12 protein-coding genes, 1 tRNA gene and 1 rRNA gene are annotated in these 18,437 nt (G+C 36.7%); 9 read left to right on the forward strand and 5 right to left on the reverse strand.

Annotated features, from left to right (window positions below; translation table 11 throughout):
* Positions 1 to 196 precede the first annotated feature (196 nt).
* A complete protein-coding gene (gene rho, locus ACYVIL_RS20685) occupies positions 197 to 1,462 on the forward strand; it encodes a transcription termination factor Rho (RefSeq protein WP_303477388.1) in 1,266 nt (421 codons plus the stop codon).
* A gap of 127 nt (positions 1,463 to 1,589) precedes the next feature.
* Entirely contained in the window at positions 1,590 to 2,870 is a 1,281-nt protein-coding gene (locus ACYVIL_RS20690) for an amidohydrolase (protein ID WP_460314665.1), read from the forward strand.
* 78 nt (positions 2,871 to 2,948) lie between these two features.
* Here the strand turns inward: ACYVIL_RS20690 and nhaA are convergent, their stop codons facing one another.
* Complete coding sequence (nhaA, locus tag ACYVIL_RS20695) at positions 2,949 to 4,103, reverse strand: Na+/H+ antiporter NhaA (RefSeq protein ID WP_303477383.1); 1,155 nt, start codon at positions 4,101 to 4,103, stop codon at positions 2,949 to 2,951.
* Between the two features lie 455 nt (positions 4,104 to 4,558).
* Here nhaA and purE point away from each other — a divergent pair, with 455 nt between their 5' ends.
* The 3 genes from purE to ACYVIL_RS20710 all read left to right on the forward strand — a co-directional run bounded on the left by purE (position 4,559) and on the right by ACYVIL_RS20710 (position 6,471).
* Positions 4,559 to 5,050 (forward strand): 5-(carboxyamino)imidazole ribonucleotide mutase, encoded by a 492-nt coding sequence (gene purE, locus ACYVIL_RS20700; RefSeq protein WP_460314667.1) that lies wholly within the window; start codon positions 4,559 to 4,561, stop codon positions 5,048 to 5,050.
* Complete coding sequence (locus tag ACYVIL_RS20705) at positions 5,047 to 6,189, forward strand: 5-(carboxyamino)imidazole ribonucleotide synthase (RefSeq protein ID WP_460314669.1); 1,143 nt, start codon at positions 5,047 to 5,049, stop codon at positions 6,187 to 6,189. Before purE ends, ACYVIL_RS20705 begins: the two co-directional genes overlap by 4 nt.
* A gap of 206 nt (positions 6,190 to 6,395) precedes the next feature.
* A tRNA-Thr gene (locus tag ACYVIL_RS20710) sits at positions 6,396 to 6,471 on the forward strand.
* A 190-nt stretch (positions 6,472 to 6,661) separates the two neighbouring features.
* On the opposite strand, the gene ACYVIL_RS20715 is transcribed toward ACYVIL_RS20710, so the two are convergent.
* Positions 6,662 to 7,213, reverse strand: a complete 552-nt coding sequence (locus ACYVIL_RS20715) for a PEP-CTERM sorting domain-containing protein (RefSeq protein WP_460314671.1) — start codon at positions 7,211 to 7,213, stop codon at positions 6,662 to 6,664.
* 278 nt (positions 7,214 to 7,491) lie between these two features.
* On the opposite strand from ACYVIL_RS20715, the gene ACYVIL_RS20720 reads away from it, so the two are divergent.
* Together ACYVIL_RS20720 and ACYVIL_RS20725 are read left to right on the forward strand one after the other, a co-directional pair.
* The gene (locus ACYVIL_RS20720; RefSeq protein ID WP_460314673.1) at positions 7,492 to 8,247 is read left to right on the forward strand and encodes a GmrSD restriction endonuclease domain-containing protein; all 756 of its coding nucleotides are present in this window, start codon (positions 7,492 to 7,494) and stop codon (positions 8,245 to 8,247) included.
* A gap of 974 nt (positions 8,248 to 9,221) precedes the next feature.
* Positions 9,222 to 14,801, forward strand: a complete 5,580-nt coding sequence (locus tag ACYVIL_RS20725; RefSeq protein ID WP_460314675.1) for an RNA-directed DNA polymerase — start codon at positions 9,222 to 9,224, stop codon at positions 14,799 to 14,801.
* A gap of 129 nt (positions 14,802 to 14,930) precedes the next feature.
* Here the strand turns inward: ACYVIL_RS20725 and ACYVIL_RS20730 are convergent, their stop codons facing one another.
* A complete protein-coding gene (locus tag ACYVIL_RS20730) occupies positions 14,931 to 15,539 on the reverse strand; it encodes a hypothetical protein (RefSeq protein ID WP_460314677.1) in 609 nt (202 codons plus the stop codon).
* Between the two features lie 150 nt (positions 15,540 to 15,689).
* Complete coding sequence (locus tag ACYVIL_RS20735; protein ID WP_460314679.1) at positions 15,690 to 16,295, reverse strand: hypothetical protein; 606 nt, start codon at positions 16,293 to 16,295, stop codon at positions 15,690 to 15,692.
* 408 nt (positions 16,296 to 16,703) lie between these two features.
* Here ACYVIL_RS20735 and ACYVIL_RS20740 point away from each other — a divergent pair, with 408 nt between their 5' ends.
* On the forward strand, positions 16,704 to 16,820 hold the full coding sequence (locus ACYVIL_RS20740) for a helix-turn-helix domain-containing protein (protein WP_460314683.1): 117 nt from the start codon (positions 16,704 to 16,706) through the stop codon (positions 16,818 to 16,820).
* A 57-nt stretch (positions 16,821 to 16,877) separates the two neighbouring features.
* Here the strand turns inward: ACYVIL_RS20740 and ACYVIL_RS20745 are convergent, their stop codons facing one another.
* Entirely contained in the window at positions 16,878 to 17,330 is a 453-nt protein-coding gene (locus ACYVIL_RS20745) for an RNA recognition motif domain-containing protein (protein ID WP_460314681.1), read from the reverse strand.
* A 606-nt stretch (positions 17,331 to 17,936) separates the two neighbouring features.
* Here ACYVIL_RS20745 and ACYVIL_RS20750 point away from each other — a divergent pair.
* Positions 17,937 to 18,437: ribosomal RNA gene (locus ACYVIL_RS20750) — 16S ribosomal RNA — on the forward strand; the annotation flags it as partial.

The following is an 18,437-nucleotide window of genomic DNA, read 5'->3' on the forward strand; positions in this document are numbered from 1 at the left end:
AAACATTCTTTGCATTAATCATCGTTTTTCGCTGGACGGAACAACTAATTGGTGCTAACTTTCGATTGTTCATATCTTGAACTCACCAGATTTCGCACTCAATCCATAGAGTAAAACGAATTTAATTAGCCAAAAAACCTGAGACAAAAAAACAGGGTGCCTTGTAGCGCATTTCAAATCATAAAGACCCACCAATATGAATTTAACAGAATTAAAGAATAAACCGATCAGCGAACTTGTAGCATTAGCCGAAAAAATGGGCCTAGATAATATGGCTCGGGCTCGTAAACAAGATATTATTTTTGCCATACTAAAAGCGCACGCGAAAAGCGGCGAAGACATTTTCGGGGACGGCGTACTCGAGATACTCCAAGATGGTTTTGGATTTTTACGTTCATCCGATTCTTCATATTTGGCTGGTCCGGATGATATCTATGTATCTCCCAGTCAAATTCGTAGATTTAATTTACGAACCGGAGACACTATCGCTGGGAAAATACGTCCACCAAAAGACAGCGAAAGATATTTTGCACTACTGAAAATCAATCAAGTCAACTTCGATAAACCAGAAAATTCCCGTAATAAAATCCTTTTTGAAAACTTAACTCCTTTACATGCAAACCGTCGTTTTACGTTACAACGTGGTAATGGCAGTACTGAAGATTTGACAGCAAGAATTTTAGACTTGGCTTCACCCATTGGTGCCGGTCAGCGTGGTTTGATTGTTGCCCCTCCTAAGGCGGGTAAAACCTTATTACTACAAAATATTGCACAGTCAATTGCAGCCAATCACCCTGAAAGTGAGTTGATGGTATTGCTAATTGATGAGCGTCCAGAAGAAGTAACTGAAATGCAGCGCTTGGTTCAGGGTGAAGTGGTTGCTTCTACCTTTGATGAACCTGCCAGTCGCCACGTCCAGGTTGCTGAAATGGTGATTGAGAAAGCTAAGCGATTAGTTGAACATAAAAAAGACGTAGTAATACTACTCGATTCTATTACTCGTTTAGCTCGAGCTTATAACACTGTTATTCCTTCATCAGGTAAAGTACTCACCGGTGGTGTTGATGCTAACGCTCTGCACAAACCTAAGCGTTTCTTTGGGGCTGCACGTAACGTGGAAGAAGGCGGAAGCTTAACCATTATTGCAACAGCACTAATCGACACAGGCTCTAAGATGGATGAAGTAATTTACGAAGAATTTAAAGGTACAGGTAATATGGAACTGCACCTTAATCGTAAAATTGCAGAAAAACGCGTCTTCCCAGCAATCGATTTTAATCGCTCTGGTACCCGCCGTGAAGAATTGCTTACCACTAAAGAAGAGCTACAGAAAATGTGGATATTGCGTAAAATAGTCCATGAAATGTCTGAGATTGATGCAATAGAATTTTTGATTGGTAGATTAGCCATGACGAAAACCAATGAAGAATTTTTTGATGCGATGAAACGTCAAAAAAGTTAACCCTTCACAGTTCTTTAACACCTAAAAATCCACTGTCGTTTGCGCGTCAGTGGATTTTTTGTTTGTACCCTAAAATGTGATATAAAACGTTCGTACGCTCATAAAAATAACTAACAAGAAGGGAAATATGAAGAAGCTCCTCCTCACATTGTCACTATTGCCTACGTTGTGTTTTGCTAACACGGTTGATCTAATGGCAGATAAAATTGAAGCTAAAGTTATTCAGTGGCGTCATCACCTACACGAACATCCAGAGCTATCCAATCGTGAATTTGAAACCGCAGAGTATATTGCCAAACACTTAACGTCATTGGGACTAGAAGTACAAACCGGTGTGGCAATTACAGGTGTTGTTGCCATTTTAGATAGTGGTAAGCCTGGCCCTGTTGTTGGTTTGCGTGCCGATATAGATGGTTTGCCAGTGTTAGAAAATAATGATTTGCCTTGGAAATCCCAAGCAAAAGGGGAATACAACGGCAAAGAAGTACCTGTTATGCACGCATGTGGTCATGATACCCATATCGCTATGTTAATGGGAGCTGCTGAAATATTAGTGGAAATGAAAGACCAGCTTCGTGGAAAAGTGAAATTTATTTTTCAACCAGCGGAAGAGGGGGCCCCTATAGGAGAAGAAGGTGGGGCTGAATTAATGGTGAAAGAGGGAGTGCTCAAGAATCCGGATGTTGACGCGATTTTTGGCTTACATATCAGTTCTTCTGCTGATGTGAACACGGTTTTATATCGCGAAGGTGGCGTAATGGCAGCCGTAGATCCTTTTAAAATTGTAATTAAGGGCAAACAAGCTCATGGTGCCTACCCTTGGTTGAGTGTTGATCCTATTGTGACTGCTGCTCAAATGATCATGAATATCCAAACTATTGTCAGTCGTGAAGTGCAGCTTCTTGACGATGCTGCGGTAGTAACCTTTGGGGCAATTAATGGTGGAGTTCGCTCTAATATTATCCCTGATAAAGTGGAATTGGTAGGAACTATTCGCACCTTAAATAATACAGCTCGAGATCATATTTATGAAGCTATGCCAAGAAAAGTAAAAGGCGTTGCCGACAGTATGCGCGCAGAGGCTGAGCTGACTCTGCCATTTGGCGGTTCTTATCCAGTTACTTTTAATGATCATGACTTAACCGCAACAATGTTGCCGACCCTTAACAAAACGGCAGGGGAAGATAACGTCATTTATAGCAAGCCAGTAACGGGTGCAGAAGATTTTTCGTTTTTCCAAGAACAAGTGCCTGGGATCTATTTATGGGTTGGCGGCAAACCCTTAGATGTTGATCCTAAAGATGCACCTGCTCACCATACGCCTGACTTTTATGTGGATGACGATGGTATGAAATTAGGTGTGCGATTATTAACGAATATGACAATCGACTATATGAATCAGCATTAATCGTCATTTCTAATGTTAACTAAAGAAAACGGCATCTTTTTAGATGCCGTTTTTTATTCATTTGTTCGCTAATACAGCTTATTTAATCGCTTTTTTTAGTACCAAATAGCCAGTGACAGCCGACACTATTGAGCCCAGAAGAATGCCCAATCGCTCATCAAAAAATGCATTGTTACCGGTTTGGGCAAAAGCTAATGAACCGATAAATAGACTCATGGTGAAACCCACCCCACATAAAATTGCACACCCGTACAATTGGCTGAAGTTTTGATCTGCAGGTAGTTTAGCCAAGCCTAACTTTATCACTAACCAACTAAATCCAAATACCCCTACTTGCTTACCTAAGAATAAGCCCAAGAATATTCCAAAGGTAACAGGGTGGAATACAGAGTCGGCGTTAATACTGCCGAGATTAATCCCGGAGTTGGCAAAAGCAAAGACTGGCAATATTACAAAGTTCACTGCTGGAAGTAGGCTATGCTCCAATGATTTGACCGGGGAAATACTGGGGTCGTTGTTATCTCGCATAGGAATGAAAAAGGCGAGTAACACGCCGGCTAATGTGGCGTGTACACCAGATTTGAGCATGGCAACCCATAAAACCACTCCAACTAAAATATAAGAAGGGATTTGCTGGACATTTTTCCGGTTCATACTGGTTAACAGCATTAAGCAAAACGCCGCTACAATGAGTGGCCAAGTAGAAATGTTATCACTGTAAAATAAGGCAATAATTAAAATTGCGCCGATATCATCGATGATGGCTAAGGTCACCAAAAATACTTTAAGACTTACAGGGACTTTGCTGCCAAGTAAGGCCAAAATACCCATGGCGAATGCGATATCGGTTGCGGCAGGAATTGCCCAGCCCGCCAAAGCGATTGGATTTCCCCACGTAAAAAATGCGTATATACCTGCTGGTACAATCATGCCGCCAATTGCACCACTTGCAGGTAGTACAATGTTCGCTGGGTTGGATAAACCTCCTTCCATTATTTCCCGCTTAAGTTCAAGTCCAACCATGAAAAAGAAAACGGCCATTAATCCATCATTAATCCATAAAAGTAGGGGTTTATTGATTTCCAGCGCGCCAACTTGAATTACGACTGGCATATCGATGAGTAAATCGTATACCAAAGACAAAGGAGAATTGGCTACAATCAATGCAAGCACTGCTGCACACATTAACAAAATACCGCCGGCGGATTCTTTCTTCAAAAACCTGTCTAACATTAATCACTCCTTCTATACTACTTTACAACCTTAAGCCTAGCTTGTGGCTGTGCATAATGCGTAGTTTGTTGCTACATTTTTACATTCCATATCATGTTTAACGTTATTTACTACATAATAGTCAATCCTCTATTTAATACGTAAATAAAGCATGAAAAAGCCCAATAATTTCGAATAATGCAGTGTAATTGTTGGTCTAGAAGCATTAATTATCTATTTTCGTCTCGTCAACGTTTGGGCTTGGGCGAAAATTAAGCTACAATCTGCCGCCTCAATTATTGAGGGGAATAACCCTGTTCTAGGTTTATTCATATTTTTATTTGATAGAAGTAATGCAAAAGCTAACGAAAGTGGGCTTTTTGAGCATTGTTTTTATTATTTAAGGGAAGTTGTGCCCCTCAAAACGTATCACCAACACAGCGTTGGTTCTCAGACCTAAAAAGTTAGGAGCAGATATGCCTAAAGTGGCAATAGTAATGGGTTCAAAATCAGATTGGCCAACCATGCAGCAAGCTGCAATTATGTTGAAAAACCTTGGTGTGGCGTTTGATGCAAAAGTGGTATCAGCTCACAGAACCCCAGATTTACTGACTGAGTTCGCGAAAACTGCTGCAGATAACGATTATCATGTGATTATCGGTGGAGCAGGGGGCGCTGCTCACTTGCCGGGCATGATTGCTGCCCATACACATATTCCTGTGTTTGGCGTTCCTGTACGTTCAAGTCAGTTAAGTGGCGTTGACTCACTTTATTCCATTGTGCAAATGCCAAAAGGCGTTGCAGTTGGCACTTTAGCCATTGGTGAAGCGGGCGCTGCTAATGCAGGTTTACTCGCCGCACAAGTTATTGCCTTACACGATAAAGAAGTGGCAGAGGCGGTGATAGCCTTTCGTAAAAAGCAAACCGATACTGTTCTGGCATTAGATGAGTTGGAGTTACCTGAGTGAACGTTCTGATCTATGGTTCGGGGCAATTAGCACAAATGATGTATTTGTCTGCTGTGCCACTGGGATTCAAAGTTAATGCCGTAGACGTGGCTAATCACACCGTGGTTGATCCTATTAGCAAAATGCAACTCGATATTAGCATTGAACAGGCTATCCAAATGGCCGATGCTTTGACGGTAGAGTTTGAACATGTTCCTGAAGATTTATTGGAGCAAGCCCAAAGCAGTGGCAAACTTTACCCTAGTATGGAAGCGATTTTGACAGGCGCAGATCGAGTACGTGAAAAAAATGTGCTTGAGAAATTACAGATCAACAACAGTAAACACCGCATTGTTACTGACATCGAACAACTCGATGAAGCCGTTGTACAATTAGGTGAAAAACTAATTATTAAAGCTAGTCGCGATGGTTACGATGGATACGGACAATGGCGTTTAGGAAGCAAAGACGACTTACCTGCACTTAAACAGCAATTGGCCGATTTAGATCTGGTTCAAGTCCCGCTTATTGCCGAACAAATGGTGTCATTTGACCGTGAACTTTCGTTAGTTGGTGTACGTGGATTACACGGTGATATTCGGTTCTATCCACTAGCCGAAAACCTGCATCATGAGGGCCAGCTTCATGTTTCAGTTGCCCCTGCTCCCGAGATTGATAATCAGCTGACAGAACAGGCTCACAGAGCATTCACCAAATTAGTGGATGAATTTGATTACGTTGGTGTGTTGGCGGTGGAGTTTTTCCAAGTTGGTGACCAATTGTTAGTTAACGAAATTGCACCACGTGTGCATAACTCTGGTCATTGGAGCATGCAGGGCACTGAATGTAGTCAATTTGCAAATCATATGCGCGCTATTACGGGGCTGCCATTGGGTAGTACACAAGCCAATGGCAAAAGTGCCATGATCAATATTATTGGTTGTGATGACTACTCTACCGATTTGCTCTCGCTGGCCCATTGTAACCTGCACCTTTATGGCAAAACCGTTAGAGCTAAACGTAAAATGGGGCATATCAATCTTACCGGAGAGAGTTACGCTGACCTGGCCGAACTTATGACGACTTTGGCGAAGTATTTACCAGTAGAATATTTCCCTAAGTTACTCGATGAAGCAGACAAACTAGCTAAAATCGACTAACCAAGAATACTAAAGCTCATCATTACGATGGAAAATTAGGCGCTTTGATTAAAACTTGCAATAAAAAGCAATAAGTAGGGAAACAATGGTTGACAAGATTCAATCTGCGATTAAAATAGCGCCTCGCTTTTGAGACAATATTTACCAACCTTGTCACTGGGGTAGAAATACTTACTACAGTAAATCAAAAGCCGTCACCTTAGTGTGCCGACTTAGCTCAGTTGGTAGAGCAACTGACTTGTAATCAGTAGGTCGCCAGTTCGACTCCGGCAGTCGGCACCATTTTCTCTTTTTAGCTAAACTTATCTTTTGAAATTCTCTACTAGACGCATGAATAATCATCGCTAGTATTCCAAAGAAATGTCATTGCCAGCAAAAGACGCTTTGCAAAAAAACAAATAAAACAGAAACAAAAAGAGCACCTATGATATCAAAGATGCTCTTAACAACTGCCCTCTTAACAGTAACTGTTTTACTTTTTCAAGCGACGGCTAGCCAACCCTGCAACGCCGAGTGCCAATATGGCAAGGGTTGATGGCTCGGGCACAGAAACCGTCCCTGCGAACACCGCTATATCGCTATCATTACCGCTAATGGTATTTGTAAAGCTGCCAACACCTCCAGCCGAAAACGCGCTGGTCACCAGATAATATTGCTGTGAACCCACCAAATTGAAACTAAATTCAGATGATCCTATACCATCAGCACCGTCATCATCACCAACTAACAAATTAACGATTTGGTCAGTAGGCGAAAAGTCAAATTCATATAAGTGTATATAGCCGTCATAATCCTGGATACTGCTAAAATTAAATAATCCCGAATCGGCAGTGAAAAAACTTTGAACATGATATTGAACTGGCCCGATGGCTGAAATACCTGGGCCGCTTCCAACTGGACGAGCCCAAAAGTCTCCAGTGGCATTTGTGTCTGAATAAACCAAACTTGAAATCGCTGGCGTTGAACAACATGCCAGTGCTAGAAACACAAAGGGTATAACCTTTATTTTTATTTTACGTATCACAGTCTTCTTCCTTTTATCAATGTTGTGGTGTTTACTGAAAAGAGCAAATTTAGAAGCGCAATTATTAGGCCACAATGGGAAAAGCTAGGGTTTTCAAGGTGATGGAATTTTGTACAGTTTGAAGTGGGCGGGGTTTGTAAAGTAATGTGACATTCAGCATGATTTTGAAGGGCGTTTTTAACAAAAGTGTGAAAAAAGAGATAAGTCTATTAGGATCTATATTAATGATCATTTAAGATTGTTAAACGTTTTTTAAATCCAAAATTAATTAATTTAAAATGATAAAAGTTAAAATCTCATTTCCTTTTCTAGTTTTCTTCATTTCTTTAACTATTGGCATGAATGCTTTTGGTATCGATTCAATAGTTAAATTATCAAGTTCAGGAATTTGCCATGATAATTCTAGCCGTTCATACAATAAAACGAAGAAATACACGGCCTATAAATCAATAAATGAATGTCTAAAAGCTGGTGGCAGACTTCCCAAATCAACTACAAAAAAAGTTGATGAAGCAACTAAAGAAGCTATCGATCAAGGTCGAGACTTTGTTTATCTTTATGACAGGAGTGATTGGCCACATTGGGTCGATAGTGACCGAGATTGTCAAAATACTAGACATGAATTACTTATTAGTCGTTCAAGTATAGCGGTTTCCTTTAAGTCAGATGAAAAATGTAACGTTTCACTAGGCTCTTGGTATGATCCATATTCAGGGGCTACATTTACAAGCTCAAAAGAACTAGACTTGGACCATATTGTTCCTTTGAAATTTGCACACGGGCATGGTGGGGATAAATGGAGTAAAGAACTTAAACAAGAGTTCGCAAATGATATGGCTAATTTAGAACTTGTTGATGCTTCGTTAAACCGTCAAAAAGGTGCCAAAGGGATTGATGAGTGGTTACCTCCCAATTTTTATTATCGATGTACATATATTGCAGAATTCGATGCAGTTATGAATAAATATGGATTGTCCTATATTCCATCGGAAAAAAGAATAGTTGAAAGGCTTAAAGCTGCGTGCAGAAATTAAGAAGGCTGGCTTTAATAAGTTATTTTAATTGTTTGTTTAAACAAACTACTTTTAAACACGTTTAAATATTTTTTGTACCGCATTTAAGACAAATTCACTTCGTTCACAAAGTATTCGCTGCGCTCACCGCCATCCATGGCGTTTTTCAAGTCTCATCCCTGAGGCTCGAGTTACTTTTCTTCAACAGCTAAGAAAAGTAACCAAAAGAAGCCGCGCTCCAGCCAAGTTCTGCCCCTGCGCGACTTGTCAAATAAAGACCGCAATGATTTGTTCCCGACAAGACATTGCTCAAATGACGTCCTGTCATTTGTCCTTCATTTGCCTGCGTTGCTCGGAGAACTTGGAGTTGCGAAAAAATCAAAAACACCGGTATAGCTCTCGCTAACGAACTAAGCTGTGCGATTTAACTAAAATTAGATTTAAATATATCCATAGTTTAAGGAATATTTTTGTGACTATCTCGTAAGAGCGAATAAGAGACAACGTGCAAATTGTTTGGTAATCTGGATTAAGGTCGGTTTTCGACCCAAAGCGGACTAAACAGTTTAACGGGTTGAACGGTAAACTTGATGACAAATGATACGTTTCAGCGAACCTGCCCCCGCAGGTTTCATCACGAATAATGTAACTTTGTTCTGACCCCGATAGTTTATCGCTTTGCTCATAAAGCATGCGTTTAGCTTACGACATCCTTGACGTTTCTGTCTCGAACCTCTTACTTTTTTGCTGCAGTGTAGCCAAAATAAGTAAGCAAAAAAGGCCGCTCTAGAGTAGAGCAAAAATATCGGCTTTGCCGACAGGGATGTTTAGGCTTGATTTGTTCTTAATTAACGTGGCTGTCCTGTTAATTCATTCGTTTTTATAATGGATATTCTGATAAGGTTTATTAAGTTAAACTTTTTGTTTTTTATAATTAAATTAATAATATCGTTAGTAGGATAATTAACCAACCTACCTCATTAACTTGGAAGCTAATGAATAATCATACATCACTAGAAACTTTAGCTAATAAACTTCATGACTTATTTGTGATGAATCAGAAGCTCTATGCAGTTCAAATGGAAGATGGAAGTTATAAAACCATATATAGACCTATTTATCCTGCTGTTATAGCCAAAATGTTGAATGAAAAAGGTAGTTTACTTACTTATCAAGAATCAGCTGGTTATGTCCGTTGGGTATGTTTAGATTTTGATGTAAAAAAAGAATTTCTCGGTGAGCTTGATATTCATTTACATGCATTGGTTAATGTTGTTGAGCAAACCTGTCGTATTTTGAAGGATATGAATATAGATTTTTTACTTGAACACTCTGGAAATAGAGGTATTCATATTTGGATTATATTCAAAACAGAGGTGGTTAAATCAATAGCTTATAATTTTGTTAGCTACATTTATAGAAAGATTGGCACCTTACCTAATGTCATTGGAGTTGATTTGTTTCCTAAAACAGGAATATATAATAAAAAATCTAAAGGCATAGGTTTAGGCGTAAAGATACCGTTGTCGCTACATAAAAAATCAAATTGTTATTCATATTTTTTTGAAAATATTACATTAGCCAAAGTGACTAAAATAGACTCGCTTTTTCTTCAATCACAAACTGAAATTTTAGATAATTACAAACTAGTAGATTTTGAACTTATAAATACAATTGTGGATTTATCACCTGAGACCGTTGTTTCTTCAAATCTATTAGATATAAAAACTAAAAAAGCTATTGTTGATGATAATTCCAATTTAGATTCTATTCTAGGACACTTAGCTAAATGTAACAGCCTACAACCAATAATAAATAATTATCGAAATGGTATTTCAAACAATGACCGTCTAGTTATTGTTGGCCTGCTTACTAGACTCAAAAAACAAAATGACCCTAATTTCAGCAATTCTATTTTAACTGAGCTTTTTTCACGCTTACCTGGTTATGATGAATTAGAAACCTCAAAAAGGCTTAGTTCGCTGAATAACCTTTACCCTTTATCTTGTTCAACGTTAAAAAGGAAATTTGGCTCTAATTGTGATGCTTGTTCCAATAATATTGGGATGACCCCTCTCTCGCTTATTCCAGATATTGAAATTATTGAAGTTGATAAGTGGTTTAGTATTCCTGAGTCAATTTTTATGGATATAAAAACTGCTCAAATTAACTATATAAATACAAATGATGAGGTACCACTCTTTCATTACAAGGATATTATACAGAGTTTTGACTTCAGTGATTTTAGCTGTCAATTAGATAAATTAATTTTAGGAAACCTCAAACCTCAAAAAGAGTACTACTCTTTTAAGAGAAAAGAATCTCCAATAAAAATTAGAGAATTAGTCTCACTTAGTCCTTCTGATAAGCTAATAAGTACAGCCTGTATCGGAATGATTCATAATATTTGGTACGACACATTTTACAATAACTCATATGGGTATCGCCTCAAACATAATTGCAATAATGGTTGGATATTTGAAGGGTGGTTAACATTATGGAAAACCTTTATTAATAATGTAAAAGAAGTGATAAATGATGAAGGCAATGCTTATGATGATTACCAACTGATCAAAATAGACTTAAAAAACTTTTATGGGAGCATTGATCATCAACGATTAAAGATAAAAGTCTTAGATCACCCAATTGAATCTATTAAAAAAAAGATTGAGTCATTACCGCAAGAAGAAAAAAACATATACGAAAATATAGTTTCATACATGTTTTCATTAATTAAATTTTATCACCCGAACACAGGAATCCCCCAAGGACCTGCTTTTGCTAGGTATTTATCTGAAATTTATTTACTAGGCTTAGATGAATTAATTTGTGACAACATAAAGAAAGGTCATGAATTTTACTTTAGGTATGTGGATGATATTTTCATTTTTGTTCAAAACAAGAATAGAGAAGAAGAAATATATTCAAAAGTAACAGAATGGATAAACTTAAATAGCTTGGAACTTAACTATAACAAGAGTCTGAGAATGAGCGTAAAGGAATTTAAAGATAGTAATATTATGGATAATTATTCAGATGACAGTAAATATAATATTGACCAGACTACAAAGCATTTTTCCATCACCACAAATAAAGAAAATGACCGAGCTTTAGAACAAGCAAAAGAGCTATTGGCACAATCTGAATTAGGTTTAAAAGATGACTTTCGTTTTGTATTTAGCCAATTTAAAGAAGGTGTAGGTCTTGATGTTGATAAAAGTAATGTCGAAAATCAAATAATTACAAGTGAGTATGGACGAGGTTCTATGTACTCCATTTTTTTTGATACTTATTTTTTTAAAAAAGCGTCAGTAACCTATATAAAGGCAGATGAATATAACCTTATGAGTACCCTCGCCAAAGAGTGTTATTTAAACTCTCTGTTAAAACACGCTCAAGAAAATAAAGAAGAAGATTTAATAAATCATATTAAAAATCTGATAAAGCAAAACAGTGATGTAACTTTATCTAGTATTGAAAGGTTATCAATTTTTCAGTTAGCTTTGAGTTCCAATCTTGAACTAGACTTTAATTTTATTAATAAGATAGAGTTTTCGAGTTTAATTTCTGTTCTTATATCACCTGTTAGTTTACCTATTAATGAATGGTTACTGACTGAAGATTTTTTCTCTTTAATATTCCCATCCTCCCTGAGTTCAGAAGAGTTTATTAACAATATATCGAAAATAGTATATACGAATGAATTTACGGTGCTTTCATTGGCTAAAGTTGCCAATTACTTCTGGATTAGAGCTTCTGAAAACTCTTATAAGCTATTCAATTTACAAGGTCATCATGTAAATGTCGGTGAAATATATAATTTATTATCCTTGTTTTCCCTAGTGGTGGAAAATATTGACAATATTAAAGATTCTTTATGTGAATTGTGGAAAAGATTATTAATTTATATCGATAGTAATGACTGTAAAATAACACAATTTAACTGGTTTGAAGTTATCCCTAGTAATGAAATTAGCCAAGTAAATCATGCAAGTTTAACTACTTGTATAACTTTAGATCAAGAAGGTGGCCTGTTAGAAAATTGTCCTGATTCGCACAAATTATTAGATAAATTTAGAGAGATTATTTTAACTATTGAAAGAAGTGATAAACCAGACGTCCAAGGTATAGACTCTCAGCTTATTGCAAAATTAAAGGAAAACGATGAGTTTATTAAGTGGATATACGATAATGATGCCAAATTATATCCTACCAAAGAAATTTGCCTCTCTAATATTGCTCTAAATAACACCGTTGTTATGAATAAGGGGCACCATTATCTAGTTAAATCATTAGATGAAAAGTTAGATTTGTTTGATTATTTAGATCAATTTAAACACTTCAATGACAACAGTATAGTTACATTTTTAAAAAGTAGTGATTATACAAAAGTTCCAAATATCTTTTCAGGTAGGGGCGTTAATAATGTAATTAAAAATATCTTAAGCTTACATGAAACAGGCCTTAATTTTAAAAGTGAATACCGAACATTTGGATTTCCTAACTACTTCATGCCTGATTCGCATGTAAATAAGGAATATAAGCCATGTATACCTTATTATGCCAATGGAAGTTATATCTTTCCGAGCTGCAACTCCAAATATTCTAATGATATTGAAGCATTTTCTACTCTAATATTAGGCTTGTTATATGATCAAAATCTTGAAGTTTTCTCGAATAAAGGAACTAGCTTTTCATTTATAGTTAATAATATTAATGAACAAAAACTGTTTCCTAAATTATGTAACACAAACAGCAAAAAATTAGATTTTTTAAAATCTTATATTAAAAACTGTAGTTCAGAGCTCCATTACTTTGGCTTTCATTCTTTTGAAAGTGCTTGGGCTTTGTCCTTGTGGGAGTTAGTTGTCGGTACCGATAATATAGATAGTAATAAATTATTAAGCTTTTTTGAGACCTATTTATACCATCACGACAATTCAAAAAGAACATCACCCCCAGAGCTATATCATTTGATATTAAATGCTCAAGAAATATCTAAAAATAATTTAAACCTTGATGAGTTCCTTAATTTTATTAGCTGTTCAATCAATTTGTCATATATACCTAAAGCGATGGAACAACTTAAAGTAGATATAATAAACACCTTAAATGATCATTTAGATAAAGAGATTGGTTCAACAAGTCTAATCGATGCCAATCAGCTCAAAGAAGAAAGGATTACTGTCACAGATGAAAGTTCATTCGGGGGCACAGGTAAATATAAATTAACTATACCGGGAGTGGATTTTTACAATTCTGAAGGTAGTGATAAAGGTTATATTTTAGATTATGGCAAAAAACCTTATTTTCAAGAATTAACAAAAGAAAGTCTAAAGTTACTCAATAATGAGCGAATTACTTTCACTATTAAGTTACCAAATTTATGTTTAATTCTTTTAATTCCTAGAGAGATTCAAAAAATATATGAATCAATCAATACTAGATTTAAATGGTTAAGTGAGACTGAAGATGACAGGGATGATATTAAACTTCTTTATAATTACGAATTAGATATAAATGAAATAGATGATAGCGTATGTGATGCAGCTTTAATTGTACAAAATCATTATCGTAATAAAAATGATTTTGAGCAGGCAAAAGATAGAGTCACTAACTGGCTGTTACTGTTTAACAGAGTTTCGTTAAAAGGATCAAAATTACAAGCGTATATGGATGCTGAAGAGTATTCTCTAAAATATTTATATGAAACTATTTTAGCGGTACTGTCAAAACATGTTTATATAGGCCCTAATGATATTACTAGGTTTGGTCATTTACTTAAGGATGCTTTTGAGGATAATAAGTCTCAAATATTTACTCTCAAAAATATTCATAAAGATAAAAATGGGTTACAACATTTAATTTCTGAAACCGGTGCTGCAAATTTAAGAACACCATGCCTTGATAATTGTTTTGATAACATTGTTAATTTATCCTCTTGTGTTGAGGAAATAGTCATCCTGTGTGATGTTGGTATATCGGGCACAGAATTGAAGAAAGCTTTAGATTTTTACCTTACAAACTCTAGGCAAGACAATAAAATTTCAGATGACAAAAGGGACGATATTATCGAACGAGAATCATACTTCTCATTTGATCATAAGGATAGTGCTCTTTGGTCTTCTTTTAAATCGAATTTCTGTTCTGTCAATAAAGTTGTAATTGTTGCTGCGTTGGTAACGGAACGATTCAAAACAAGAGTAGAACAGGTTATAAAAGACTTATTTAATGATATCAATAGCACTAGTGTTTCGGTTGAATTTAGAGTAGAAAAAGTTGAAAGTAAGTTTAATTTTTGTCATTTTACGGATGATATGCATAACAAAAGAATCGAATTATTTAAGGTACTTTTAAATGATATGGATTTACTTAAGTCAATTTTTGATGATAACTGGAGTATGTATTCAAAATCGATAAAAGTCACGAGTAGCAAAGATAAAGTAATGGATTCCAATATGATTTTACGCCTGCAATCAACCCCTAAAGGACGCTTCAGGCTATTTACCATGAAGCCAAAAAATGGAGGGAAAAGTTTATTGGATCGCAGGCCGGAGCATAATGAGTTAACTTGATTCTAAGTATCTTGGGTCAGAGACTGAAAAGAACTGCTATGAGCTAGTAGCAGACCGTAACCATACCTGAAGCGACTTTCTGCTTAAGACAAGGAGCTTGCGACCGCCTACAGCGGTTTGTTAGGTGCTTTATGCCGGTATTTTATTAAAAACTGTTTGACCCGTCTTAAACACAAATGCGTAATCAAATTCTTTACTCACTTCATTTGTCAAACTATTTACTGACAAAAATACGTTGGCAATTCCGTCCAGGAATTCTGAGTAGGAGCTGTGTGTCGACCTTTGATTGACTAACTTAGAACTTAGATTGTTTGCTAACTCCAAACAAGTTGAACGATGTTCATTTGTAATGTGTCCAGAACCACCTACAGTTCCATCTATTTTGTGTAATGCCTGTGATAGTGAACTTTTACTAAAATCTATGTGCATGATTTGTATGTTTTTTATCGATTTTTTTGGCAAAATAATAACTCTCGTCATATTAATAAATTCTTCTGGATAAGCATTTCTTAACTCGTCAAAAAGCTCTGTGTTTAACCCATACAGTTCATACTTATTATTTATTTCTTCAATTATATTTTGTAGACCACTTCCAGTAACCAGACGGTCATCATTTTCCAAGATTTTAAAACTAAGGCGCTGGCTTGTGATATTCGTTACAGTTGCCCCAAGTGAAACTTGCTTGTCGACTGCAACAAATGCAAACTCTTCGAATGCAAAAGTTATGAACATTGTCATTTTAAACTCCTTTTAAAACCAACCGACATTAAGATGGCACCTAGACAAATAATGGGCTAATAAAGTTTTGGCTATAATAAGTGAGGCACGAGCAAAAGAGCCAAGCTTTATTAGTCCCCTTAATTTGCTTATTATGTTTTATTTAAAAATTTACTTAATCTTAGAGCATTTTATTTGAATGCCGTCATTACAAAAAGAACAATAATCTTGAGAAGTTCCTCGGTAAGCGACAGCTGAAACATAACTGCCTTTCGGGCATTCAGCAAAAATAAATTGACTCTCATTTCGAATCGCATCCGCAGCAGTTACCTTATTGCCAACTTCAGATGAGTAAGTACCTATTTTGCTATAGTTTAATGTTAGCTCTTGAAGTTTACGTTCAAGAACATCAATTTTTTTCAAATTTATTTCTTCTTTAGTAAAGTCTGAATCTAAATCGTTTATAATTTTTTCTAAAATTGGGAGTTTGGCATTAATTGAGTTAGACTTTTCGAGCTGAGTTGTTAATTCAGTCACCTTATTATCTAACTTGGGAATATTGTTAATAAGCTCTAGCTTTTCGTTTATCCCAGACAAAAAGTAGCTCAAAACACCTAATATTGAAGTCGTTAACACGCCAATAATGACGCCTTTAAATATTTCATCTTTTTTGTTTTCAGTCATACTTTTATCTTTGTATTCTCTCAAAACTTCCAAAAAAACATAACAATTTATTATAGCGCGATTCGCGCGTTTTTCTGCCGACGCATCGCTCACTTTTGTACTTCCGCCATTAATACCAAACTAAATATCATATTGCTACATAAAAGAAAACTGGCGATCTGGATAGAATGATAAGAACAAAAACGAGCGATTGGGTCGTTTTCCTGAATATATGGGAAAGCTCTTTAACTTATATATCCAAACAGGGGTTTACGCCTAAATAATCAAAAATATTTTAGTCCGCTATTTTACTGAATGCAGAAGGTTAGAATTAGTCGAGGGACTCCTGATCGCTCATTGACTTCAATCAATTTTTCTAGTGCCAACTTCCGCTTTACGTACACGGCTGCCGTTCAATTTTTAAAAATTGAACGGCAGTTAATGACACACTCATGCTGGTCAAGACTTCAGACTCAATGGATTCTTAATTTACTTTTTGTCTATTGACTTAATGGCAAACAAATCACTGAAACTGCCTTTAACGTTGGGTTTTCATCTCCGGCCTATTTTAGTAATCAGTTCAAAAAAGAGTTTGGATTGTCACCAAAGGCTTTTATGAAAAAAATGAAGGTGGATTAACAAATAAGAATGGCGCTGTTTAAGCGCCATTTTTATTTAAGGTTTTAAACCTTCTGCCTAGCCTTCGGTTTTATCTTTTGCTAAACGTACTTTCAAGGTGCGTTCTTGAAAATCGGTATCGTTTAACTTGCTAATCATTTTGTCGGCACTTTTACTAGCGACTTCAACAAAACCATAACCTTTGCGTTTTCCAGTGCGGCGGTCTTTCATTAATCGAACCGAAGCAACGGTACCAAATTCAGAAAAATACTCTGCGACAGCATCTTCGTTTACTTTATAAGGAAGATTACCAACATATAGAGTGGTGGTAGAAGAAATATCATCACTTGAACTTTGAACCTTTTTAGATTCAGAAATTAGCTTTGATATTTGTGGAATGGCAATTGCTCCGATAAGTAGGCCGAAAATGAAGGCCAATTGAACTGAAGCAAAATCATCTGGGAGTGTGAAGTAAGCAATAATAGAAAGAGCTATGGCGATTAGTGCATTTATTAAAGAGAAAGATTTCATGTGGTCATTACCTAATATGATTATTGTTATAGGATTTCTTTTAAAAAGGAAAAGAAAGCAATGCCATGTTACGCATAAATAAACAGATAACCAAATTTGTTTGTTTTAAAGTTGCTTATAGGTTGAGCAACTCGTTTGAAATTTGCTCTTTTTAAAGCTTGAAAACACTTTTTTCGAAATTATTGTCATTAATTTGAAATAAACCCTTGATCTTCCGATTATGGTCTGTAGAATGCGCGCCTCGCTTCGGGACAAACTTTAAAGAATGTCTCTTCTTAATCACCTTTAAAAGGAAGTTAAGAGCACGCCGTAAGGCAAGTGTGGAGCGGGATGGAGACAATTTAGCGATTTGAAATAAATTCAAAAAAACTAAATAAAAATGTTGACATCAAATAACGGAAGTGTAGAATACGCCTCCCGCTTGAGAGAGACCTAACGGACTCACTAAGCAGACAAGATTTACAGGTAACGCCAAAGGGCTGTGACCTAGTGTAAAAACCTTCGGGAAACGCACTAAACGTTCTTTAACAATTTGCAACAAGACAATCTGTGTGGGCACTCATTATAAGAGTGCTTACCAAAAAAGTTCATATTTCGAAAGAAGTTTAATTGAAGAGTTTGATCATGGCTCAGATTGAACGCTGGCGGCAGGCCTAACACATGCAAGTCGAACGGTAGCAGAACTAGCTTGCTAGTTGCTGACGAGTGGCGGACGGGTGAGTAATACTTAGGAACATGCCTTTGTGTGGGGGATAACTATTGGAAACGATAGCTAATACCGCATGATGTCTACGGACCAAAGGGGGCTTTCGGGCTCTCGCGCAAAGAGTGGCCTAAGTGAGATTAGCTTGTTGGTGAGGTAAAGGCTCACCAAGGCGACGATCTCTAGCTGTTCTGAGAGGAAGATCAGCCACACTGGGACTGAGACACGGCCCAGACTCCTACGGGAGGCAGCAGTGGGGAATATTGCACAATGGGGGCAACCCTGATGCAGCCATGCCGCGTGTGTGAAGAAGGCCTTCGGGTTGTAAAGCACTTTCAGTTGTGAGGAAAGGTTAGTAGTTAATACCTGCTAGCTGTGACGTTAGCAACAGAAGAAGCACCGGC

This window comes from Aliiglaciecola aliphaticivorans (assembly GCF_054782055.1).

Bases quoted from the DNA above. Each gene is read 5' to 3' on its own strand.
- rho (WP_303477388.1), top strand. From the start codon at position 197: ATGAATTTAACAGAATTAAAGAATAAACCGATCAGCGAACTTGTAGCA.
- ACYVIL_RS20690 (WP_460314665.1), top strand. From the start codon at position 1,590: ATGAAGAAGCTCCTCCTCACATTGTCACTATTGCCTACGTTGTGTTTT.
- nhaA (WP_303477383.1), bottom strand. From the start codon at position 4,103: ATGTTAGACAGGTTTTTGAAGAAAGAATCCGCCGGCGGTATTTTGTTA.
- purE (WP_460314667.1), top strand. From the start codon at position 4,559: ATGCCTAAAGTGGCAATAGTAATGGGTTCAAAATCAGATTGGCCAACC.
- ACYVIL_RS20720 (WP_460314673.1), top strand. From the start codon at position 7,492: ATGATAAAAGTTAAAATCTCATTTCCTTTTCTAGTTTTCTTCATTTCT.
- ACYVIL_RS20725 (WP_460314675.1), top strand. From the start codon at position 9,222: ATGAATAATCATACATCACTAGAAACTTTAGCTAATAAACTTCATGAC.
- ACYVIL_RS20730 (WP_460314677.1), bottom strand. From the start codon at position 15,539: ATGACAATGTTCATAACTTTTGCATTCGAAGAGTTTGCATTTGTTGCA.
- ACYVIL_RS20745 (WP_460314681.1), bottom strand. From the start codon at position 17,330: ATGAAATCTTTCTCTTTAATAAATGCACTAATCGCCATAGCTCTTTCT.